Source organism: Bacillus cereus group sp. Sample62 (assembly GCF_036851315.1).
In the GTDB taxonomy this organism is placed as follows: Bacteria; Bacillota; Bacilli; order Bacillales; family Bacillaceae_G; genus Bacillus_A; species Bacillus_A wiedmannii.
The window spans coordinates 3791800-3815889 of record NZ_JAFLPK010000001.1; the positions used below are offsets into that span (position 1 = coordinate 3791800).

Consider the following 24090-nt stretch of genomic DNA (forward strand, 5'->3'; position numbering starts at 1 on the left):
TACAGTAGTATGCAGGGCGTTCACCTAACGTTATTTTTTTACAAGCTTATTCATTACTTCATACAGCTTATTTGCTGCATCTGGAATACCTAATTGCCCCGCAGCCAGCTTCATATTTTGTAATGTTTGTGCATCTAATAAAATCTCATCAATATCACGAATAAGCATTTCTGCTGTTAAATCTTTTTCAAGCAACATTTTTGCTGCTCCTTTATCGACAACGGAACGTGCATTCTTTTCCTGATGGTTATTTGTTACGTAAGGACTCGGTATTAACACACTTGGCTTACCTAACGCGGTTAATTCAGCAAGTGTTGTGGCCCCCGCTCTTGAAACAACAAGATCTACACCTGTAAGTACCTCTGGCATATTATGAATGAAAGGTTTAATAATAACATTATTCGGATTCCCTTTTTGCTTCACTGCTTCCATCACTTTGTCATAATGAACTTCACCTGTTACATACAATATTTCGTAACTTTTATTTCCAAACTGTTCAATTGCCTCTACGAAAGCATCGTTAATCGGTCTAGCCCCACGACTTCCACCAAAAATAAGTACCGATTTTTTAGGAAGAGATAAACCTACTGAACGTTTTCCTTTCATTCCATTCTGATCCATCACTTCTGATGCTCTTGGATTTCCTGTCATCACCACTTTTGACTGTGGAAAATGTTCTGCAGCCGCTTCAAAACAAACCGCAACTTTATCAACATAGCGGCTTAAAAATTTATTCGTTACACCAGGTACACTATTTTGTTCATGTACAATGGTTGGAATACCTAATTTTGCTGCAGCATATACAACTGGTCCACATACATATCCACCCGTTCCAATCACAATATCCGGATTAAAACGACGAATATATCGTTTACTATCTTGTACACCCTTTAGGAAACGCATCACCGTTTTCACGTTATCTAACGATATTTTACGCTTAAATCCACTTATAACAATAGATTGAAACGGTATGCCTGCTTTTGGAACGATCGTGCTCTCTAATCCACTCTCCGTACCAATATATAAAAACCTTGCTTCCGGATTTAATTTTTTTATTTCTCTTATTAGAGCAAGAGCCGGATAAATATGACCTCCAGTGCCCCCACCACTTACTAATACACGCACTACTAACTCCTCCGCTTCTCTTTTCTTATTTCAGTCGTATTTATTTCTATATACATCATGTTTCTTCGCGCACATACGAAAAACCCTGTCTTATAAAACAGGGTTTAGTAGCGAGAATGGCGACTTATATTTAATAATACACCTACTGCCATTAACATTAATGTCAAACTTGATCCACCATAACTTAAAAACGGCAAAGTAATACCTGTTACAGGCATCAATCCTGTTACAACACCAACATTAATCATTACTTGAATCGCAATCATCGCCACAATACCTACTGCTAAAAACGTACCATATAAATCTGGCGCTCCTAAAGCTATACGAATCCCACGCCATAATAATAGACTAAATAATAATAACACAAATGAACCACCAATAAAACCTAATTCCTCGGATAAGATTGCAAATATAAAGTCTGTTTGCGGTTCAGGTAAATAAAGAAACTTTTGTCTACTTTGTCCAAGTCCAAGCCCGAATAATCCACCAGGTCCAATTGCGAGTAACGATTGAATAATTTGAAATCCACTTCCAAGCGGATCTGACCACGGATCTAAATATGATGTAATACGCTTCATTCGATACGGTGCTGATGCAATTAGCCCTACAAATCCTGCTACACCAAGCAAACCAAACATTGCAAAGTGAAAGACCCTTGCTCCCGAGATAAATATCATAATAATACATGTCCCAACCATTACCGTTCCTGTGCCAAGATCTGGCTGTAACATAATCATCCCAAAAGCAAGAAATACAAAACTAAGAGCTGGTAGTAAACCACGTTTAAAAGAGGTAATTAATTTTTGTCGTTCCGCTAAAAATTTTGCTAAGAAAATAATCATCGCAAACTTCATAAATTCTGACGGTTGAATGGAAAATGCCCCGATTCCAATCCAACTTCGCGCTCCTCCTCGAACAAGTCCTACCCCAGGAACAAGAACAAGAATAAGAAGAATGAAGCAAACTAGCAAAATTACTTTTGAATACGTACGCCACACCCAATAATCAATTTTCATAATTAAAAACATAGCCACTACACCAATACTTGCAAATAGCAATTGCCTTTTTGCAAAAAAGAATGAGTCCCCCATTTTATAAGAGGCCCAAACCGCACTCGCACTATACACCATAACCATTCCGATTGTTAACAACGCAAGTGTAACGATGATGAGAATAAAATCAGGCGTTTTCTTCATTAGCCATAAACACCACCTCTTTAGGCAGAAACTTTTGCCCTATGTAACAAAACATCAGTAGGTGTTAGCCTACTGATGTTTTGATTTACTTTATATAAGTTTATGCACAGCTTGTATAAAAATGTCTCCTCTTTCTTCAAATGTTTTAAATTGATCCCAGCTTGCACATGCTGGAGAAAGAAGAATTACATCGCCATCTGTAGAATGAGCATAAGCTTTCACTACCGCTTCACCTAAAGTATCGACACTTTCAATTGTATCTAATCCCGCTTTTTCTGCAGCTCTTACTAATTTGGGAGCTGTTTGTCCAAATGTCACAATTGCTTTTACATTTTTGAAATACGGAATTAAATCATCGAATTCATTTCCACGATCAAGCCCACCTGCTAATAACACAATCGGTTGTGTAAACGCAGATAAAGCTTTCTCAGTCGCTAACATATTCGTTGCTTTTGAGTCATTATAAACCTTACGATTGTTAATAGTTGTTACATATTCTAAACGATGTTTTACACCTGTAAAACGTTTTAACACCGCCGTAATCGCTTCATTAGAAACACCTAATAATTTTGCGATACTCATCGCTGCTAAAATATTTTCTAAATTATGTTGACCAGGTAAAACGATATCGCCTACTTCAACAACTTTTTCACCTTTAAAACAAAGAGCATTCTCTTTTATACACGCACCATCTTCAATTTCTTTCGTTGTCGAGAATAGTACTTTTTGCCCTTTACTATAAGCAGATAAAGCCATTACATCTGCATCATCTGCATTTATTACACTATAATCATTTTCTGTTTGGTTTTTAAAAATATTTGCTTTTGCTAAACCATATTCCTTCTTCGTCCCGTGATAATCTAAGTGGGCCTCAAATAAATTTAAAAACGCAGCAATTTTAGGTTGGAACAATTCTACTCCCATCAGTTGGAACGATGAAAGTTCTGTAACTACAACTTCATTTTCTTTTGCATCCTTTGCTACTTCACACGCTACAGTTCCTATGTTCCCTGCAATTATAGGATGCTTTTGTCCTTCTTTTAGCATTTCAAATGCAAGCATTGTCGTCGTCGTTTTACCGTTAGACCCCGTAATCCCAACAAATGGTGCTTCTGAAATACGATATGCTAATTCAACTTCCGTAACAATTGGAATTTGCTTTTCTGTCGCAGCAACTAATATTGGATTAGAGTACGGGATTCCTGGGTTTTTTACTACAAGAGAAATATTTCTCTCTAACAATTCTAAAGGATGACCACCGCATACAACGTCCATTCCTTTTGCTTGTAATTCTGCAGCAAGTACATTATCTGCTAAAGGCTTTCCGTCATTTACAATAACATTTGCCCCTAATTCTTGTAACAACGTAGCTGCTGCATAACCACTTTTTGCAATGCCTAATACAAGAATATTTTTATTTTGAAATTCAGTTACAGTTTTCAATTACATCCACACCCCGATATAAATTCCTAACACAGCTAATAAAAATCCTACAGACCAAAACGTCACAACAACACGCCACTCTGACCAACCACATAATTCATAATGATGGTGTAATGGACTCATTTTAAAAACACGTTTTCCTGTTGTTTTAAACGAAATGACCTGAATAATAACAGATAAAGTTTCCATTACGAATACTCCACCAATGATTACAAGTAGTAATTCTTGTTTTAATAAAATCGCTACAGCTGCAATGGCTCCACCTAAAGCTAAGGAACCTGTATCTCCCATAAACACTTTCGCTGGATTTGCATTGAATACTAAAAATCCAAGTACAGCTCCTACAACTGCCATACAGAATATCGCTACTCCAAATTGCTCTTGCGCTACTGCAATAATACTAAACGCTCCAAATGCAATAGCAGCTGTTCCTGATAATAAACCATCTAAACCGTCAGTTAAGTTAACTGCATTTGATCCACCAATAAGCATAAATAATACAAGTACAAAATACGCCCAACCTAGTTCAAACTTAACATCTGTTCCCGGAATCATGATGTATGTGTGGAACGCTTGCCCTTTTCCAATTAAAAAGAACGCAATAGCAATAACAAGCTGACCTACTAATTTTTGTTTTGATGTTAAACCAAGATTTCTCTTCTTAACTACCTTTATGTAGTCATCTAAAAATCCAATCAATCCGTAACCAAATGTCACTAATAATAATAACGAAACCTCTGCACCTAAATGATTAAACTTAATCGCCATAATAAGTGAAGTTACCATCATAGATACATATATGACAATACCACCCATTGTAGGTGTCCCTGATTTTTTTTGATGTGACTTTGGTCCCTCATCACGAATACTCTGTCCGAACTTTAATTTCCTTAAAAATGGAATAAACAATGGCGAAAGGGCAACAGAAATTAAGAATGCTACCCCAGCCGTTACTAATAAACCTTGCTCAAGCACATGTAGTCCTCCTCTCACGTTGTTACTCTTCGTTGTTTAAACGCTCTGTAATTGCTTCTTTAGCGACTTCACGATCGTCAAAATGATGAACGTCTTTACCAATAATTTGATACGTTTCATGACCCTTACCAGCAATAATTATGATATCTTCAGCTTTCGCATTAGTAATTGCATGGTATATCGCTTCTTTTCTATCAATAATTACTTCATAATTATTCCCATTTGCACCTTGCACCATATCATCTAAAATAGCCCCTGGCTCTTCACTTCTTGGATTATCTGAAGTGTAAATTGCATGAGTTGCATATTTTGTTGCAACACTTGCCATGATTGGTCTCTTTGTTCGATCTCTATCTCCGCCACAACCGACGATACAATATACATCGCCTTTTGCAAACTGTTTTGCTGTTTTTAATACATTTTCTAAGCTATCTGGTGTATGTGCATAATCAACAATAACTGTATAATTTTGTCCACCATCAACTACTTCAAAACGTCCTGGAACTCCAGCTAGTTGCTTTATTACATCAATAACCGTTTCTAAACTTACACCAGAAACAAGTCCTGCCGCTGTTGCCGCTAGTACGTTATATACATTAAATTTCCCAATCAATTTCATCGTAACATTTACACTTTCATACGGTGTTACAAGCGTAAATGTAGTTCCACCACTCGTCATAACGATATCTTTGGCCATAATATCACTTGTTGTATCAATTCCATACGTTACAACAGTTGCCGCAGTACTTCTCATATATTCCGCAGTTACAGCATCATCGTTATTCAGTACCGCGTACTTTTCACGATTATGATTATAACTATTGCCAAGTTGTGCAAATAGCAACCCTTTTGCATGTTTATATTCTTCCATCGTTTTATGATAGTCTAAATGATCTTGTGTTAAATTTGTAAACACTGCTACATCGTAATCACATCCGTGTACACGACCAAGATCTAAAGCATGTGACGAAACTTCCATTACTGTACTATCTACACCGTGCTCAACCATTTTTGAAAATGTGTGTTGAAGTGTTAGTGCATCTGGTGTTGTATTTTTCACCTCAAATGTTTCATCACCAATTTTCATATTAATCGTTCCAATTAGCCCTGTTTTATGACCATGTGCGCGCATAATCTCATCCATAATATGCGATGTTGTTGTCTTTCCATTTGTACCTGTAATTCCAATTAAATGTAACTTGTGTGTTGGTTGACCATAAAAATAATCAGCTAAAACCGCTAACGAACGAAAAGTGTTTTTCACAAGTACAACTGGAACGTCAACATCAATTGGTCTTTCCGCAACAATAGCAGCCGCTCCTTGTGCCGCTGCTTGCTTAGCAAAATCATGGCTATCAACCGTATATCCTTTCATACATACAAATAAGCTTCCCTCTTTCACTTTACGTGAATCAGCTTCTATAGATGTGATTTCTGGATTTTCTTTTGGAACAACTGGAAAATCATGCAAACATGATAAAAGTGTATGCAACTTCATTTCACTAAACCCTCTCTACATTGTGTATTTATCTCTTTTTTAATAAGCAACACGTTACCTCCTAATTATGTAAAATAGGAGGTAAGTGCTACTGTGTCTAATAAATAGACCTATTTATAATTGAGGCTCTTACAGCCTCAAATTAAGTAACTCTTCTATAAAGAACTCACTTCCACCAATTGTACCATAAAACGTACTAGGTTACCTTTAATTCCCGAAGTAAATTCTAATTTTTGAGCCTTCTTTCACTTTAGCTCCTGCTTCTGGCGATTGTTTAATTACTTTCTCCCCGTCTCCACTTATATCAAGCTTCAAATCGACGAGTTGTGTCTGTAAGTCTTTCTTTTTCATACCAATTAAATTCGGAACTTCCACAGTTGGTGTATCGCCCCATTTATATTCTCTCTCAACTTGTTCTTGTCTCGGTTTCACTCCCATAACAGGAAGTGCATCCCGAAGAATATTCCCAACAATTGGAGCTGCTACTACTCCACCAAATTGCGTAACACCTTTCGGATTATCAACAGCAACATAGACAACAATTTCCGGATCATCTGCTGGAGCAAAACCGATAAAAGATACTATATAATTATTCTCTAAATATTTACCATCTTTCACCTTTTGAGCCGTACCTGTTTTTCCACCTACACGATACCCATCAATGAAAGCACCTTTACCAGATCCCTTTGCTACAACATTCTCTAATGCATACCGAACTTTTTCTGAAGTTTCCTTGGAAATAACTTTTCTTTTTTCCACAGGTGTCTTTTTACTTACAACTTGATTATTTTTCGGATCAATAAATTCCTTAGCTATATACGGTTGATACAATGTCCCACCATTTACAGCCGCTGCTACTGCTGCTACTTGTTGAATTGGTGTTACAGAAACCCCTTGACCAAATGAAGTAGTTGCTTGCTCGACTGGACCAACCTTATCTAAATTAAATAAAATCCCACTACCTTCACCTTGCAAATCAATTCCGGTTTTCTGTCCAAAGCCGAAATTACGAATATATTTAAACAATCGGTCTTTACCAAGACGATCACCAAGTTCGATAAATCCTGGGTTACAAGAGTTTTGAACTACTTCTAAAAACGTTTGGCTACCATGGCCTCCCGCTTTCCAGCATTTCAATCTAGCTCCACCCACTTCAGCTGCTCCATCATCATAAAATGTATCTTTCTCTAAGTCTACTAAATTTTCATTCAAGGCTGCGGCTAACGTAATGATCTTAAATGTTGAACCAGGCTCATACGTACTCCATACTGGTAAATTTCTATTATACACTTCTGGAGAAACACTTTGAAAATCTGCTGGATCAAAGCTCGGCCGACTCGACATGCCTAAAATTTCACCATTTTTCGGATTCATTGCAATCGCAATCATACCATCTGGATTATATGTCGACTCCGCAATATTCATTTCTCTTTCCATAATTCTATTAATACGTGCGTCAATTGTTAATCCTAAATTCAAACCAGCTTCTGGTTTTTTGAAATCATCGCCAACATTAGGCATCCTTTGTCCTTTTGCATCTGCAAAAAAACGCACATGACCTTCATCACCATTTAGCTCTTTATCATAATATTTTTCTAGTCCCATAAGACCTTGGTTATCACTACCAGCAAACCCTAATACATGTGATAAAAAGTTTCCAAATGGATAGTACCGGATAGAGTCCTCTGCGATATAAACACCTTTCAAACTTAATCCTCGTACCTCTTTCGCTTTATCATGTGATATTTTCCTTCCGCCTTTATCTAACCTTACAATTGATTCTTTTTTTGTAATCCGCTTATAAACCTCATCTTTTTCCACACCTAATACTGCAGCTAACTTCTCTGCAGTCTCTGCTGGTTTTTCAATTTGCCTCGGTACAACAAAAACAGTTGGTGCACTTTTATTCGTAGCAAGTTCCACACCATTCCGGTCTAAAATTTTCCCACGTTCAGGTTCAAAAGTAATATTACGACTCCATGAATCCTTCGCACGATCCGTTAACATATTGCCAAGAAAAAATTGCACATATCCAAGACGAATATCGATGATAGTGAAAATAAGTATACCTGATATGAGTATAAAAATAAGTCGTTTTCTAACTGTTACATTTGATACACGCATATTGGAACAAGCCTCCCTTACGCCTAGCTTGTTCCAATATATGCTTGTACTTATTTAATTAGAACTTCTTCTCTTTTACCATTACTGTTTTTCTGCTTCTTGTTGTGGTTCAAGTGGCGGTACAAGTGTTACACCTAACTCTGTACCAGGTTGCAACAATGTTCCTTCTGCCACACTTTGTTCAGTTACGTATCCGGTACCAGTAGGTTTTAGGTTAAGCTTTAATGTTTTTGCTAAATTCATAACATCACGCAGTGCCCAGCCTTGTATATTTGGCATTGTAGGTTTATCTCCTACTAAGAAGACTCGATCACCTTTTAATGTTTGCTCAGTTGCTTTCGGCACTTGCTGCTGCACTTTCCCTTCACCTAATACGATTGGACGAAGTTTTGCTTTATCAATTGCTTTTTTCGCTTCTTCCATCGTTTTCCCTGTTACATCCGGAACGACAGTTTGTTGTTCTTTCACATATTTTTTCGGGTCTTTTATTTCATTTGGCTTAATCTTTAAATACTCTAAACTATTTTTAGTTACATATTTAAAAATATCAGCTAAAGGCTGTGCGCCATTCTCATCATCTTTCAATTTCGGCTGTTTTACAGCTACATACACAACAAGTTGCGGATCGTCCATAGGTGCCATCCCTAAGAATGAGAATATATAATTCTCTCTTCCCGTCATATAGCCACCTTTGCCATCCGGAATTTGCGCTGTCCCTGTTTTACCACCAACTGAATATCCATCGATTTTATAAGCAGTTCCTGTTCCTTTCGGCGATGTAACAACGCGTTCTAATAACTGTCTTACTTGCGCTGCTGTTTCTTTCGTAACAGGTTTTCCCACTTCTTCTGGCTTATGTTCTAATTTTACTTCGCCTGTTATTGGATCTACAATTTTATCAATTGTATAAGGTTTCATCATTTTTCCATCATTTGCAATAGCAGTTGCAGCTTGTACAAGCTGTATTGGCGTTACAGTAGAACCTTGTCCAAAAGCTGTTGTTACTTGCTGTATTTGCTGATCGAATCCAATTGTATTTGAACCTTCACCAGGTAAATCAATGTTCGTTTTTTCATCTAATCCAAAACTATGAATATATTTTCGGAAACGTTCGGGGCCAAGTTTTTGATCCCCTAAAATTGCAAACGCTACGTTGGAAGAGCGCTCTACCCCTTCATCAAATGTGATAGATCCCCATCCAGCGCCGCCGTTATGATCTTTTATTTTTCGGTTTCCGACTTGATATGTACCAGACTGATAATAATCTTGTCCTTTATACACACCTTCATTAATAGCTGCTGCTAGCGTGAAAATTTTCATTGTTGATCCAGGTTCAAATGCATTTGCAATTGCATCATTGAAGAAATATTTAATTTGACGATCATTTGGATCATAACTAGGTTTACTAGACATCGCTAATATTTTCCCTGTTTTTGGATCCGCAACAATCCCTATTAAACTTTCTGGATCGTAATGCTTACTTGCAGCTTTCATCGCATCTTCTAAGTAACTTTGAATACGCTGATCTATCGTTAAATACGCGTTATCTCCGTTTTTAGGTGCCTCTACGTTCACTTTCCCACCGTCAAGAGACACACCTTTACGATCACCTGTATAAGCTACTTTTCCGTTAGAAGCACTTAAATACTTATCTAAACTTTTTTCTAAACCAAATTGCCCTACCGAAGTTCCCTCTTCATTCGGTTTAGCATGACCTATAACGTAAGATGCAAAATCACCGTTCGGATACACTCTTGCATTTTCAGTAATAAAAGATATGCCTGGCAATTTCAATGCTTCTATTTGTTCCTTCTGTTCTTTCGTCAAATCTTTACCTAGCGTTCCAAATTCGACTTGATTTTTATCTTTTTTATTTAACGTGGCTAAAATCTTCTCTTCGTCTTTTCCGAGTACTGCCGCAATTTTCTTTGCAGTATCCTCTTTATTTTCAACATGATTCGCACCTTTTAATTCCGCTACAAGTTTATAAGAGTTTGCATCTTGCGCTAATACATGACCGTTTTGATCATAAATCGTCCCGCGATTTGCTTCCAGAACTCCTGTTTTACTATGTTTTTGCTTAGCAAGTGCATCCAAATCATGATTATGAACTGACCCTGTTGCTTGTATGTAAAAAAAACGGGCTAACAATAGCAAAAAGAGCAGGAGGAATAAAATCATAAAATACCCTGCTCCCTTATTGGTATGAAATTTAGTCATATTTCTCTTCATTTTCCCTTCACACCTATTGCCTTATTTGAGGCCCTTCACATTATTCGCATTAATTTCTAGCCCGTGTTTTTTTGCAACTTCAGCGATTCGTTCATAGCGACTTAACTTCTCTACTTCAGCCTGTAACTCTTGATTTTCTTTTTGCTGCTGTACAATTTTTTGTTCTATCGTCGCTGCTTCTACATTAACTTGATAAAGGCCTGCTTTATTTCCAATAAACGCTACACAGGCATACAATAAAAAGCCAATAAATGCTACATACAACAGTTTTTCGATTCTTGTAATCTTCGCTTTAGCTTTTGGCTGAACCATCTGCTGTGGGGGCGTTTGAATCTGTACCTCTTCTTGCACTTGTTGTTTGTACTTTACAGCTAAGTTACTCATACCTCTCTCCCCTTTTTATCGTTTTTCAGCGATTCTCAATTTCGCAGAACGCGCTCGATTATTTTCTTCTAACTCTATATCAGAAGGTAAAATCGGTTTTCTTGTAATAAGCTTTAATTTTGGCTTAAATTCATCAGGAATAATTGGTAATCCTGGTGGCAATTGTGGCGTTGTACTATTTCGTTTAAACGTCGTTTTACAAATACGGTCTTCTAAAGAATGGAATGTTATAACACTAACTCTTCCGCCCGGCTTGACCATCTCAATTGCAGATTCCAACGCTTCTTCAAATACTTTCAATTCATCATTTACCGCAATACGGATTGCTTGGAACACTCGCTTCGCAGGATGTCCACCGGTTCTACGAGCAGGAGCTGGAATACCCTCTTTAATTAGTTCTACTAATTCTCCTGTCGTTTCAATAGCTTTATTCTCACGATACGCTTCAATTTTCCTTACTATTTGTTTTGAAAATTTCTCTTCACCATACTGGAAGAAAATTCTTACAAGTTGCTCATATGACCAGCTATTTACAACATCATATGCTGTTAATGGAGCATCTTGATCCATCCGCATATCTAACGGTGCATCATGATGATAACTAAAGCCACGCTCTGGTGTATCTAATTGTGGGGATGAAACACCTAAATCAAATAAAATACCATCTACTTCTGTTATACCTAATTCCTGTAGTTTTTCGGATAAATAACGGAAATTACTCTTTACTGTTATGAACTGCTCACCGTATGAAGAGAATCTTTCTTTCGCATTTTGAATCGCTATCTCATCTTGATCAAACGCGATTAATCTTCCACCTTCAGTTAATTGGGATAATAAATAAGAACTATGTCCTCCCCCCCCCAGTGTACAATCTACATATGTACCACCTGGCTTTATATCTAAGCCGTCTACCGTTTCCTTCAAAAGCACTGTTACGTGTTTAAACATTGTTGCACCTACTCTTTTTCCAATTAATTATGTTGAATGCATCTCCTCCTCCAAACGCATATTTCACGATTAGAGAACGAAATACTATGAAAGAACGACTCATTTAACTTGCCTACAAAGGCAGCATACTATACAAATCGCTATTTTCTTTTATTATATACTAAATTTTATCATCTTTTGCGGGAATTTAAATAAAAAACTGTCGAAAAAGATGATAATACGTTTACATTTTGTGCTATTTTGTCATATATTTAAGTATCCTGCATAATTATGATATTCACCGTTTTTAAAATTAATAATTCAGAAAAATTTCACTTCACAGTAAATTCAACAGGACAAAAATAAAATCCTGCTCCTAAGAGCAAGATTCTATAGTTTTATAACATGATGTTTTCCGTCCCAAGAAAACGGTTTTTCCATTACACGATCAACGAAATCCAAACCGAACTGATTTAAATAGTAACATATATTCCACACACGCTCTTGCGGCGCCCCTAATGGACGAAGTGCAAATTGTATGCGACGGAATTTATTTAGCTGTACTTCATGTTTTTTCTCAACATTTCTTTTCAACATTCTTTCCAACAGTTCAATTTGTTCATTAATTTTGAATTCATTTTTCCCTGCAAACGCACTTAATCCAGGATCTATTTTCTTCACAAACTGTTGTAATGACGTATGGATATCAATTATTTCTTTTTTCGCCTCTACAAATCGATCATCTATCGGTTCCTCTATTTGATTAGATAACCAGTTTTCACGCAACTTATCTACGTTATTTAAAAACGGATCACTGTCTTGCAATTGCAAATCGTATAAATCTGTCGCTATATCCCTCTCTACATAAGTGATTGTAATACGCGGAACGACAGGCGGCATTTGGAAACCGATCGTATGGAAAACTTGTTGCAATTCACTCCAGTAAGCTAATTCCCCTGGTCCTCCAATAAACGCGAGCGTAGGAAATAGATACTCTTGCATAAGAGGGCGCGTTACAACATTATTACTAAAGCGTTCCGGACTTCTTTCCATCTCTTCCATCAATTCCTCATATGAAAAGGAATACGCTCCATCCTTCCCTACAAACTTCCCTTGATCATCTTCAAGTAATACTCGCTCATTATCAATTTCCATGAATATATGTACTGCATTATACTTCGTTTCAATAATCGGTTTATATCCTAATTCTTTAATTATTTCCTGTTGGTTATGAAGCCCCTCTTGCACTTCTTTATACTTACCTATAATTTGCTTGAAAAACGGCACTTCTAATTTTCTTAATTCAGGATGATGTGAATCAACAAGAATTAAACCAGAATTAACGAACATTTTCATAATAAGATGGGCAAAGAAATCTACATACGTATTCGATTCCCCCAAAGAATCATCAATAAATTGCAGTACATCCTTTGTAAAATTCGTTTCAGGGTATGTTTTGAAAATTTCTTCAATCCACTTTCTACAGTCTTCCAAAGAAAGCTCGGACTCTGAAGCACTCGCCTTTTTCGGATTACGATCATGAAAAATAGTCTTTTTTATTTTTTTATTCTTCGTTACAAAAGTATGATTAATTTCATCCATATCATGGTCTTCACCAGCAATCCAGAAAACAGGAACAACTTTAACACCTAAACTTTCTTCCTTTTCCCTCGCAAGCTGTAAAACTGAAATGATTTTATGAATTGTATAAAGTGGTCCAGTTAATAACCCGGCTTGTTGTCCAGCTATCACAACATATGTATTTTCTTCTCCAAGCGCTTTTACATTTTGAATCGTAGCGTCTCCCGCTTGTAATTTTGTATTATATTCTAATAAATGCGCTACTAAATCTTGGCGTAAAAACTCCCTCTCACGCAAATCATGTACACGCTGTTTAAAAGCATCTTCTGTTAACATATAGTCAAAACACGACTGTATCTCTTTTTTACCGTTCATATAGTCCGCTACAACACCTTGTTGCGGAACAGAGATTTCTTTTATCTCCATATAATTCTTCCTTTCGTATCCTGTTCTCTCACCAATCCACATTGTAGTCAATGTTGCACGTAAAAGCAAAGAATTACACTTATTCTTTTACTTCTAATCCTTTTATTGCATCGAACAAAAATTGAAGTGTCGGAACGGATCGTTGCTGTTTCTTAGCTTCCTCTAATACATATCCAACAATCGCACCAATTTCCGTTTGTCTATTCGCCCTTACATCTGCCAGCATAGATGATGTATTATGAGACGTTCTTTCACATACGTGACGTACCATTTTCCATACCATTTCTTTTTCTTCTTTAACAAGAAAAACGACTTCCTGAAATACTTGCTCCATCAATCGATAAAAAAACGGGTTCGTAATCAACTCTCCGTTCTGGACTTGTAATAATGCTGTCAATGGATTGATACATACATTAACTACTAATTTTTTGTGCATGACATCCTTCCAATCATCTTCTATTTGAATCGGAAAATGAGGAAATGGAAAGCACTTAAATATTTTTTCAAAATGTATAGACTGGCCGTGCACGATTCCAAACTTCGTTACACCTATCCCCGTATGATAAACGGTATGTCTTGCTTCTTTTTTTGCACCATGCTCAACAATCCCAACTGCAATATTTTCATTCCCTATTTTCTGCATAGCATGAAGATGCGACATTCCGTTTTGCAAAAAGATTAATGAGGATTCCCCTCGCACAAAAGGCAGTATGTCAGTTATATGATATTGCTTAACAGCAATAAATATATAATCTAGCTTCTGGTCTAGCATACTTTCTATTGGCAAAACAGGCGGGAATACGGTTTCACGTTTTTCCTCACTCATACAAGTTACACCCGTTATATTCAATTCCTCAGCCTGTTTAGCTGTCCTTGTAAACAACGTAACATCTTGATTACTTTTTTGTAAATAAAATGCATATAACAGACCGATAGCTCCTGGTCCCACAACTCCGATTTTCATTTTCACACAAGGAACTCATATAAATACGATACACAAGTCCCTTTTCCCTCCCCCTTTTTATCCCGCAAACGCCTGATTGGTACGGAATCATAATTAACTAAAGGTGAACAAATCCCACCGATTACAGTTTCACTTTATCTTTCTCAATTCCATGAACACAGTTTACAATTTCATTGCTCTTTACCAAACAAATGCAACCTCTTCTTTCAATATGTATATACTACCTATTAATATGCTTCTACTCTTAGTTTAGCAAATCCTCAAAAAAATAATAAAAGAAATATACTATCTTCTTCATAAAAATAAAAAAATGAGTTATAATATTATTATAAATATTTTTACTTTTCTGCATTCAACGAGACAAGAAAAGGATGTGATGTTATGGGATTCCCAAAAGTTGAGCGCTTGCTCATCAATTATAAAACATTAGACGAATTTAAAAAATTTAAAGGTTGCGGAGCTCAAGAATTATCCATGCTAGAAGAATTACAGGCAAACATTATTGAAAACGATAGTGAATCTCCATTTTACGGCATTTATTATGGCGGATCACTAATTGCACGTATGAGTCTATATATGAAAAGGAACGGCGGGGAACCATTCGAAATTACAGGTACTTACCTAGAACTCTATAAACTTGAAGTGTTACCAACTTTCCAAAAACAAGGATTCGGAGAAATGCTTGTAAATTATGCGAAGGGGCTACAGTTCCCAATTAAAACGATCGCACGTATCCATTCAGCTGGTTTTTGGGATAAATTAAATTTCCAGCCTGTATCAGTACCTGATGGTGATTTTTATGTTTGGAACCCAGAAACAAATTTGAATACAATTACAAATGAAGAGTCTGCATAAGAAATAAAAAAAACAGCTACATAGCAGCTGTTTTTTTATTTCTTTAACTTTTCTAATTTCCCATTCGAACGAGCGCTATTTCTTTCTGCTACCATTACACTTCTTTTTTGATCGATATAATCAAGCAACGTTCTATACTCTTCCTCATATACTGATAATCGCTCCAAAAGACTCTCTCTCTCTGTTTGTAACGATTCAATTTGCTGTTGTAACACCATTAAAGAGTTTTCATCTTTATAATTTTGCAAGAAATCAATAACATCATTCAATGTAATTGACATAGGCTCTACTACCTTTGTCTCTTTTACTTCATAATTTTCTACTTTACGTAGTTGCTTCGCTTCTTCAATACGTTCTTTGTATTGCTTTCTAACGTAAGAATTCCATCTAAAGCCACATGCTGCTGGTGTACGAGATAAATGTCTTCCCACTTCTTTAAAGGCAGATAATTGCGTTCCACCTTCTTGAATATGCCGGAGTACTACTTCTGCCAGAAGCAAATCTTCATCATCAGTCCAAGCATCTTGTCTTGTTGTCGCCATCTCTCTAGTCCTCCCTATGCATTTTTTATTAAGCATATGCAGTTACTAGAAAAGATAGAATACAACAAATAAAGAATAAGACAAAAAAAAATAAACGTAGAAGATATCTTCTACGTTTATTTTCCCGCAATTACTTGCTGATTACTTCTTTACCTTTGTAAGTACCGCATGCTTTACATACACGGTGAGCTAATTTCGCTTCACCACAGCTTGGGCACTCTACCATACCAGGTACTGATAATTTGAAATGCGTACGACGCTTTCTTTTTACTGTTTTAGAAGTTCTTCTAAAAGGTACAGCCATTCTTCCCACCTCCTTAAAAGAAATAGTTATTTTCATATGAAGGCCTAAACCAGTCTTCCGATTATTTGTCAAAAAACTTTGCAAGTCCTGCTAATCGTGGATCAACAGTCTTTTCTTTGTTTTCTTCCGAAATCACTTGCCAGTCTTGACCTTGCATCGGTGCTCCACCAGAAACATCATCACTGAAAATTTGCATTGGAATCTCCAAAAGTATATTTTCCTTGATTACGGGCAGTAAGTCAAGTACTTCTCCTTCTAAACAATGAATTTCAGCTTCAGTTTCAAATTCTTCTTGTGAAGTTTGGAACACCTCAGTTGTTTTAATGTCAAATGGTAATGTCACATCTACTAAAGAGCGAGAACATGGTAAAACCATGCTTCCAGTTATATGTAGATGGAACGTAAACTTACCGGAGCCAAAATCAACTCTTCCTGTTACATGAGCAGGATTAATTTCACGAATATCTTTCTCGACCTCTTGTAGCTCACTTACATCTACCATCTCATCCAATGTCAATCCTTTATTTCTCAATTTATTCAATTGATGGATGGACCATTTCATATCATATCACCTCAAGGCAACAAACAAAATTATAGCTAGCCATTTTATATTTGTCAATGTTTTTTCTTTACACTATAATGAAGTCATCATAGTAAATAATATATAGAGTATCACGTTTTTGAAAAAGATGCTACATCGAAAGGAGAGATTACCATAAAAGCCAGTGGTATTGTTGTTGAATATAACCCTTTTCATAACGGTCATGATTATCATGTGCAACAAACAAAAAAGTTAACACACGCCGATATTACAATCGCTGTTATGAGTGGCCCTTTTTTACAGCGTGGTGAGCCAGCACTCCTATCCAAATGGTATCGTACCAAAATGGCCTTATCATGCGGTGTAGACCTTGTTGTAGAGCTTCCATACGCCTTCTCAACACAAAAGGCTGAAACCTTTGCAAATGGCGCTATTTCTATTTTAAACGCCCTGCGTGTTTCTGAAATTTGTTTCGGTAGTGAAGATGGGCAGATTGAAAATTTTCATAATACCATCTCTGTGCAAAAAAATGAAGAAGATACTTTTAATCGTCTTGTAAAGCAATTTATGAATGCAGGTAACAGTTACGCAAAAGCTACATCTGAAGCCTTCCTACACATTTTACCATCCGAAAAAAACATAGACATGTCACAACCGAATAACATATTAGGATTCCAATACATGAAATCAATTTTCTTACAAAATAGTTCTATGCAAGCACAAACGATAAAAAGATTCGCATCTCATTATCATGATGAAACATTTAGCGACCAACACATTGCAAGCGCAACCAGTATTCGTAAACAACTTTTTAGCGAAAATAGTTCTTTTACAGAAATTGAGCCTTTTATCCCAAAAGCGACTGCTTCTCTTTTAGCAAGTTACAAACAAAACTACGGGATATTACATAATTGGGAACAATACTTTTCATTTTTCAAATACAAACTCATGACGATGTCTCCAGAAGACTTACGACATATATATGAAATAGAAGAAGGTTTAGAGCATCGTATTTTATCAAAAATACAAAACAGTTCCTCCTTCCATTCATTCATGGAAGCATTAAAAACGAAGCGTTATACATGGACTAGATTACAAAGAGCTTGTACACACATTTTAACAAATACAACAAAAGAAGAAATACATAGCGCAAATATAGAGCAGCATGCACCGTACATTCGTCTACTAGGCATGTCACAAAAAGGACAAACTTACCTTTCAAAAAACAAGAAAAAAATAGAACTTCCCATCCTTACCCATACAAAAACATTTGACCATCCTACTTTACATATAGAGCGAAAAGCCAATTCTGTATATTTCTCCATCATGCAAGAACCATTACGAACACAACTACTAAAACAAGATGCAACACACCATCCAATTCGTTATGATGAAACAACTGCAAAATTTCTATAAAAAAACCTCTCTTTTTCAGAGAGGTTTATTTTTTCTCGCCCATTTTTTCCAAATACAGCAATGCGTCATCCAGCGTATCAACTGGTACAACTTTCATTTTTGTTTTAATATCTTTCGCAGCCTCAAGCGCATCTTTATAATTCGATTTCTCCGCACCTTTTTCATTTGGCGCAAAGAACACTTCAGCACCAGCATCACTTGCAGCGACCACTTTTTGCTGAATACCACCAATCGGACCAATTTCTCCCTTTTCATTTATCGTCCCTGTTCCAGCTATTTCATGCCCTCTTGTTAAATCATCTTCCACAAGTTGATTATATATTTCTAATGTAAACATTAGGCCTGCCGATGGTCCGCCTATTTCATGAGAATCAATTTTCACTTTCGGATCTACCACTAATTCTCTTTCAGTAACGATAGAAACCCCTATACCAACACGCCCATTTCCATTCGGAATAGTCTTTACATTTAAATTTTCTTTTAACTGTTTTCCATTCCTCTTGTACTCAATATTTACTGCTTCCCCTTCTTTTTTTCCTGTCATATATTCAATAAATTGCTCCGTCTTTTCAAATGTTTTTCCGTCGACAGCTATGATGACATCTCCAGGCTTAAGCTTTCCTTCTGACGGCATCCCTTTCGCTACTCCTGCAACCAATACACCTTTATTTTCAAAAGAAACAGTACGGTTTGCACGTTTATAAGCATTATAGATTGCTGCATTTTGCGAATCTTTCATCGCATAATTTTGGCGAAATTGATATTCTTCATCACTCTCACCTTTTTGCAATATTTCTTCCGCTTTTGAAATATGTGTATATTTATTAAACTGTGCCGCTATTAAATTCACCACATTTGCTGGTCCCATTGAAACCGTAACAAGCATAAAATCACCGGATTCTTTCGTTCCACCCTCAACTTGAACGTAAGGCTCTAATTTTGCCGCCATTCCTGGTTTTGTTACATAATACGGTAAACGTACGTAAACAAGTAACATCGCCAATATAACCCCTATTAAAATTGCATATATAAACCGAAAACGCTTAAACATTATGTTTCTCCTTCCACTGCTCAATTAATAAATAAATATTTGCAACATGTTTTTCCGCCTCTACTTCTCCAACTCGAATAATGTCTTCAATGTTTGTAAAAGCACGTGAACTAAATTGTTCTACAGCTGGTCGCATCATTAAATCCGATGCAATTTGTCGATTCATCACCAGCTCATGTTGCATAATTTCAATACTCTGCATAATTACATCATAAATAGACGTAACCTCTCCATTCACTTTAATCGGGGATACATCAACAGCAATAACAATATCGGCACCTAACTCTTTCACAACCGATACTGGAATGCGATCAATCACTCCGCCATCCACCAATAATCGTCCATCTATTTTTTCTGGTACAAACACTCCTGGTACAGATATGCTAGCTCTCACAGCCTCTGCAACAGGACCACTTGTAAAAACTACTTTTTCCCCCTTCAAGATGTCAGTAGCCACAACAGCCGTCGGGATATCTAACTCTTCTAAATTTTTATTATATGTAAACATTTTAATCATATCTTTGACACGTTTTCCAGCAATAAATCCCATTTTCGGAACTGTAAAATCTAAATAATATTTCCTCTTAAAAACATTTGCCAGTTTATACAACCTTTCAACGTTTGAGCTAGCTGCATAAAACGTACCTACTAAAGCCCCCATACTACTTCCTGCAATCATATGAATCGGTATACCATTTTCTCTTAAAACTTTTATAACACCAATATGCGCAAACCCTTTTGCGCCCCCAGATCCAAGAGCTAAACCAATTTTCGGTTCTTTCATTTTTCTCACCCTTTAATTTTTTTCATTCCTTTTTCATACTTATGGTCTAAATGCACTACGTATCCACGTATACTGAAATGAACGTTTTTTGGGACAAAGGGGGATTTACTTACATGTATGAAAAATGGAAAACGACTTTTCTTACCATATCAACACTGTTTTTAACCTTTTCTCTTGTACTTCACCCCCAAGCTGCTTTGCAAGCTTCCATTCGAGGGTTAAATATATGGTGGGAAGTTGTATTCCCTTCACTTTTACCGTTTTTCATCATTGCGGAACTTCTAATTAGTATTGGTGTTGTAAAATTTATAGGTGTTATATTAGAACCACTCATGCGACCACTTTTTCGCGTTCCAGGGATAGGCGGATTTGTTTGGGCAATGGGAATGGCTTCAGGATTCCCTGCTGGCGCCAAATTAAGCGCTAGACTGCGTAAAAGTAATCAGCTAACACAAATCGAAGCAGAACGCCTCGTATCTTTTACAAACTCATCTAATCCACTTTTTATTTTTGGAGCTGTTTCTATCGGTTTTTTCAATAATCCGAAATTAGGAATCGTATTAGCTGCTGCACATTATTTAAGTAACTTTGCCGTCGGGTTATTGATGCGTTTTTACGGCAATAACAATATTTCCACGAAGGATCAACATCCTACTAAAAAACGTCCTTTTCAAAACCCTTTTTCAGTCCTCCACGAGACGCGCATGCAAGAAAAAAGACCAATAGGAAAAGTACTTGGGGACGCTATCGTTTCTTCTATTCAAACGTTACTTATGATTGGTGGATTTATTATTTTATTCTCTGTTTTAAATAAAATGATTACTGTATTTCATATTACAGCAGCACTTTCTTTTATTATGCAACATATTTTATCATTCTTCCAACTAACTACCGAATTTAGTATTCCAATCTTATCAGGCATTTTTGAAATGACACTCGGTAGTCAAATGATTAGTCAAATAAATGAAACACCCCTCCTGCAGCAAGCTATGGTAACAAGCTTTATTTTAGCATTTAGCGGCCTTTCTATACAGGCACAAGTTGCTAGCATATTAGCTGAAACAGACATCCGATTTAAGCCCTATTTTTTCGCACGAATTATCCAAAGTATTCTTGCTCCTATTTTTACTTTTATATTTTGGAAACCATTTTATGAAAAAGCAAGCTCTTTTACACCTATGCAAAAAGATATCCCCGTATTTTTATCGAATTCTTCTATACTGCATGAAATTTGGACATCTTTTGTACACTATGGACCGATTTTTACTTTATTTTGTTTATATGTATATGTTATCTTATTATTTTTTCGTAGCAACAAAGAAAAACCCCGTTCACTTTAACGGGGTTTGAAACTTTTCTTTTAAAGCACGTTCTACAACAGGAGGTACAAGATCTACTACGCTTCCTCCATATCTCGCAACTTCTTTTACAATGCTTGAGCTTAAAAATGAATATTGGTTGTTTGTCATAATAAAAAAGGTTTCAATATTTTCATCTAATTTTCGATTCATAGAAGTAATTTGCATCTCATATTCAAAATCAGAAACCGCTCGTAACCCACGCAAAATCGCATTTGCATTACGCATTTTCGCATACTCCACTAATAGTCCACTATGTGAATCTACTTTTACATTCGGGATATCCTTTGTTGCTTCTCGAATTAAATCTAAGCGCTCTTCAACTGAAAAGAACGGTTTTTTTGACGAGTTGTTTAAAACTACTACGTATACCTCATCAAATACTTTTGCTCCCCTTTTAATAATATCCAGATGCCCAAGGGTAATTGGATCAAAACTTCCCGAAGAAATAGCTATACTAGTCATTCCGTCCCCTCACCTTCATACTTATAAATCGATATTGCTGTAATCCCATAATTTTCAGCTCTTACTTTTACAAGACTCCCTATAGAATCAGGTAAAACCACATCATTACCATGCTCTGACATAATTAATCCATCTCTATGTAGCAATCCATGTTGATCCATCACACTAATTAAAGATACAATTTTTTGATCTTTATATGGAGGATCAATTAATATAAGATCGAATGATATTTCACGTTTTATAAGGGCCTTTACCGCACGTTCTGCATCATTTCGATATACTTCAGCTTGTTCCTGTATTCGACAACTTTCTAAATTTTGATGGATTACTTTTATCGCTTTATTATCTCGATCAACAAAAATCGCTTTATCAATTCCTCTACTTATAGCCTCGATTCCAAGACCACCACTACCGCCAAATAAATCAAGAGCGATACCACCATCAAAATAAGGACCTATCATATTAAAGATTGATTCTTTTACTTTATCTGTCGTTGGACGTGTTGTATTACCTGGCACCGCTTTTAGTGGATGCCCTTTACATTTTCCTGAAACTACTCTCATCTGTTGTCACTACCTTTATTTCAATCTATCGAGCAATTATAGAAAACCTTTCTCCCTTCGGTAACCGCTACCAAACTATACTATTCCATTCATTTCTCAACGAACAATAGGAGAACTTTGGCTTAAAATAACCGCTCTGCATTTTTATGTATTCATCTCACCATGTGCTAACACGAACCCATTATGTACATTCGTTTCACTTTATCTTTTTTATCCTATCATAAAATAAAAAAAAGAAAAATAAAAAGCCAAACATAAAATTTAATTTCATGATGTATATCTTCATTTAGATTGGACATAAATAATTATAACAACATCACCTTCGATGTTGTTGCCAACCGCGGAGAAGACTTACGTTTCCCCATAAGTTCTTCCTCCGGTTTCTCCTCTCCCTTTTCCTTCTTACTAGTACATGCTAGTATAAGAAGGGCCCTGCTTTGCAGGGTTTTTTTCTTTGTCTCCTTTTCATTTAAAAAGTGAGATGATACAGTAAGTAAAAGAAAGAGGAGGAAAAAATATGATTCAACGCTTTATAGAACTCGGAGAAGGCTACTCTGATTTATATGAATTACTTGAAATTGCCAAAGCAAATCAAGAACGTATAACACATATGTTACAATTTGAAACGATTAAAAATGAAAAAAAAGTGTGCTCACTTGTTGTAATATTAAAACCAACTACTACTGGTGATTTCCAACCATTATACATATGTCGCGAAGGCATTCCTGTACTTGAAAACAAAAAAAGTAAACGCGTCATTTTATTTGAAGAAACGGCAGAACAACTAGGAAGAAAAGTGACTACCTTTACGGTAAAACCATCCACAACTTTCCCAGAAAAAGAACTGTTTTTCAATCATTTAATTGGTATTTTACGAATGAATAATTTCATTCCTCCAATGAAATAAAGTGTTATTTCAAGTAAAAAAAATCCCCTGCTAAAATTAGCAGGGGATTTTTTTATTAGCTATAATCGTATTCTTTTGCCCGATCAGGACGTGAATTTTCAAATTCCGTTTTTAAATACGGGCGGTACGACTGTTCTATCTTCTTCACAAAAGGAAGTTTGTTCAACTTTTGCATCATATGCTCAATTTGTTCCATATCACAATATACTACTGCGTATTTTAAGCGTTTTGATATGTAATGTATGTTACCATATTTCCTTAAAATCTTGGCATGTTTCAATGAATGTAAATAAACAATCATACTTTGTCGTTGCCCGAACATAATCTTCTCCATCTTCTCCTTTTAAAAACATATATTTTATGAAAACCAATCAGAAATTTATGACATTACAGGACAAACTCTGTATACGTTTTCTTCTATCTTCTAAA

The 24090-nt window shown here is 36.1% G+C and carries 23 protein-coding genes; 4 read left to right on the forward strand and 19 right to left on the reverse strand.

The window, feature by feature from the left end; genetic code table 11:
* Window positions 1-30: 30 nt before the first annotated feature.
* From murG to panE, 11 genes are all read right to left on the reverse strand, one after another.
* Entirely contained in the window at window positions 31-1125 is a 1095-nt protein-coding gene (gene murG / locus J0835_RS19125; RefSeq protein ID WP_087981698.1) for an undecaprenyldiphospho-muramoylpentapeptide beta-N-acetylglucosaminyltransferase, read from the reverse strand.
* 104 nt (window positions 1126-1229) lie between these two features.
* Window positions 1230-2321 carry a stage V sporulation protein E gene (gene spoVE / locus J0835_RS19130; RefSeq protein ID WP_000753517.1) on the reverse strand — a complete coding sequence of 364 codons (1092 nt, stop codon included), beginning with the start codon at window positions 2319-2321 and terminating at the stop codon, window positions 1230-1232.
* A 90-nt stretch (window positions 2322-2411) separates the two neighbouring features.
* On the reverse strand, window positions 2412-3764 hold the full coding sequence (murD, locus tag J0835_RS19135) for a UDP-N-acetylmuramoyl-L-alanine--D-glutamate ligase (RefSeq protein WP_087981699.1): 1353 nt from the start codon (window positions 3762-3764) through the stop codon (window positions 2412-2414).
* Window positions 3765-4739, reverse strand: a complete 975-nt coding sequence (mraY, locus tag J0835_RS19140) for a phospho-N-acetylmuramoyl-pentapeptide-transferase (protein ID WP_000893058.1) — start codon at window positions 4737-4739, stop codon at window positions 3765-3767.
* Window positions 4740-4761: 22 nt separating this feature from the next.
* Window positions 4762-6237 (reverse strand): UDP-N-acetylmuramoyl-L-alanyl-D-glutamate--2,6-diaminopimelate ligase, encoded by a 1476-nt coding sequence (gene murE / locus J0835_RS19145; RefSeq protein WP_087981700.1) that lies wholly within the window; start codon window positions 6235-6237, stop codon window positions 4762-4764.
* A gap of 207 nt (window positions 6238-6444) precedes the next feature.
* Window positions 6445-8361: a stage V sporulation protein D gene (locus tag J0835_RS19150; RefSeq protein ID WP_087981701.1), complete on the reverse strand. Its 1917-nt coding sequence runs from the start codon at window positions 8359-8361 to the stop codon at window positions 6445-6447.
* A gap of 81 nt (window positions 8362-8442) precedes the next feature.
* Window positions 8443-10593 (reverse strand): penicillin-binding protein, encoded by a 2151-nt coding sequence (locus J0835_RS19155; protein ID WP_087981702.1) that lies wholly within the window; start codon window positions 10591-10593, stop codon window positions 8443-8445.
* 21 nt (window positions 10594-10614) lie between these two features.
* Window positions 10615-10977 carry a cell division protein FtsL gene (gene ftsL, locus J0835_RS19160; protein WP_087981703.1) on the reverse strand — a complete coding sequence of 121 codons (363 nt, stop codon included), beginning with the start codon at window positions 10975-10977 and terminating at the stop codon, window positions 10615-10617.
* Window positions 10978-10992: 15 nt separating this feature from the next.
* Entirely contained in the window at window positions 10993-11925 is a 933-nt protein-coding gene (rsmH, locus tag J0835_RS19165; protein WP_000472512.1) for a 16S rRNA (cytosine(1402)-N(4))-methyltransferase RsmH, read from the reverse strand.
* 369 nt (window positions 11926-12294) lie between these two features.
* Window positions 12295-13911 carry a bacillithiol biosynthesis cysteine-adding enzyme BshC gene (gene bshC / locus J0835_RS19170; protein ID WP_087981704.1) on the reverse strand — a complete coding sequence of 539 codons (1617 nt, stop codon included), beginning with the start codon at window positions 13909-13911 and terminating at the stop codon, window positions 12295-12297.
* 79 nt (window positions 13912-13990) lie between these two features.
* Entirely contained in the window at window positions 13991-14881 is an 891-nt protein-coding gene (gene panE / locus J0835_RS19175) for a 2-dehydropantoate 2-reductase (RefSeq protein ID WP_087981705.1), read from the reverse strand.
* Window positions 14882-15256: 375 nt separating this feature from the next.
* On the opposite strand from panE, the gene J0835_RS19180 reads away from it, so the two are divergent.
* On the forward strand, window positions 15257-15730 hold the full coding sequence (locus J0835_RS19180; protein WP_087981706.1) for an N-acetyltransferase: 474 nt from the start codon (window positions 15257-15259) through the stop codon (window positions 15728-15730).
* A gap of 35 nt (window positions 15731-15765) precedes the next feature.
* Here the strand turns inward: J0835_RS19180 and J0835_RS19185 are convergent, their stop codons facing one another.
* From J0835_RS19185 to J0835_RS19195, 3 genes are all read right to left on the reverse strand, one after another.
* The gene (locus J0835_RS19185; protein ID WP_087981707.1) at window positions 15766-16272 is read right to left on the reverse strand and encodes an RsfA family transcriptional regulator; all 507 of its coding nucleotides are present in this window, start codon (window positions 16270-16272) and stop codon (window positions 15766-15768) included.
* Window positions 16273-16402: 130 nt separating this feature from the next.
* Entirely contained in the window at window positions 16403-16576 is a 174-nt protein-coding gene (rpmF, locus tag J0835_RS19190; RefSeq protein ID WP_001984764.1) for a 50S ribosomal protein L32, read from the reverse strand.
* A 61-nt stretch (window positions 16577-16637) separates the two neighbouring features.
* Entirely contained in the window at window positions 16638-17138 is a 501-nt protein-coding gene (locus J0835_RS19195; RefSeq protein WP_000872150.1) for a YceD family protein, read from the reverse strand.
* A gap of 153 nt (window positions 17139-17291) precedes the next feature.
* On the opposite strand from J0835_RS19195, the gene J0835_RS19200 reads away from it, so the two are divergent.
* A complete protein-coding gene (locus J0835_RS19200; protein WP_176373383.1) occupies window positions 17292-18533 on the forward strand; it encodes a nucleotidyltransferase in 1242 nt (413 codons plus the stop codon).
* A 25-nt stretch (window positions 18534-18558) separates the two neighbouring features.
* Here J0835_RS19200 and J0835_RS19205 read toward each other — a convergent pair whose 3' ends face one another.
* Both J0835_RS19205 and J0835_RS19210 read right to left on the reverse strand, forming a co-directional pair.
* The gene (locus tag J0835_RS19205) at window positions 18559-19584 is read right to left on the reverse strand and encodes a SepM family pheromone-processing serine protease (protein WP_087981709.1); all 1026 of its coding nucleotides are present in this window, start codon (window positions 19582-19584) and stop codon (window positions 18559-18561) included.
* Window positions 19577-20368 (reverse strand): patatin-like phospholipase family protein, encoded by a 792-nt coding sequence (locus J0835_RS19210; protein ID WP_000662602.1) that lies wholly within the window; start codon window positions 20366-20368, stop codon window positions 19577-19579. The genes J0835_RS19205 and J0835_RS19210 overlap by 8 nt, the downstream gene beginning before the upstream one ends.
* Before the next feature lie 113 nt (window positions 20369-20481).
* Between J0835_RS19210 and ylbJ the strand changes: the two genes are divergently transcribed.
* Window positions 20482-21708, forward strand: coding sequence for a sporulation integral membrane protein YlbJ (gene ylbJ, locus J0835_RS19215; RefSeq protein ID WP_087981710.1), 1227 nt, complete (start codon window positions 20482-20484; stop codon window positions 21706-21708).
* On the opposite strand, the gene coaD is transcribed toward ylbJ, so the two are convergent.
* Window positions 21700-22191: a pantetheine-phosphate adenylyltransferase gene (gene coaD, locus J0835_RS19220; protein WP_000200598.1), complete on the reverse strand. Its 492-nt coding sequence runs from the start codon at window positions 22189-22191 to the stop codon at window positions 21700-21702. The two genes, ylbJ and coaD, sit on opposite strands and share 9 nt — an antisense overlap.
* Complete coding sequence (gene rsmD, locus J0835_RS19225; RefSeq protein ID WP_001266975.1) at window positions 22188-22754, reverse strand: 16S rRNA (guanine(966)-N(2))-methyltransferase RsmD; 567 nt, start codon at window positions 22752-22754, stop codon at window positions 22188-22190. Before rsmD ends, coaD begins: the two co-directional genes overlap by 4 nt.
* A gap of 517 nt (window positions 22755-23271) precedes the next feature.
* Between rsmD and J0835_RS19230 the strand changes: the two genes are divergently transcribed.
* Window positions 23272-23661: a DUF7147 family protein gene (locus J0835_RS19230; protein WP_000616012.1), complete on the forward strand. Its 390-nt coding sequence runs from the start codon at window positions 23272-23274 to the stop codon at window positions 23659-23661.
* Window positions 23662-23716: 55 nt separating this feature from the next.
* Here the strand turns inward: J0835_RS19230 and J0835_RS19235 are convergent, their stop codons facing one another.
* A complete protein-coding gene (locus tag J0835_RS19235) occupies window positions 23717-23983 on the reverse strand; it encodes a YlbG family protein (protein ID WP_002080814.1) in 267 nt (88 codons plus the stop codon).
* Window positions 23984-24090: the final 107 nt, after the last annotated feature.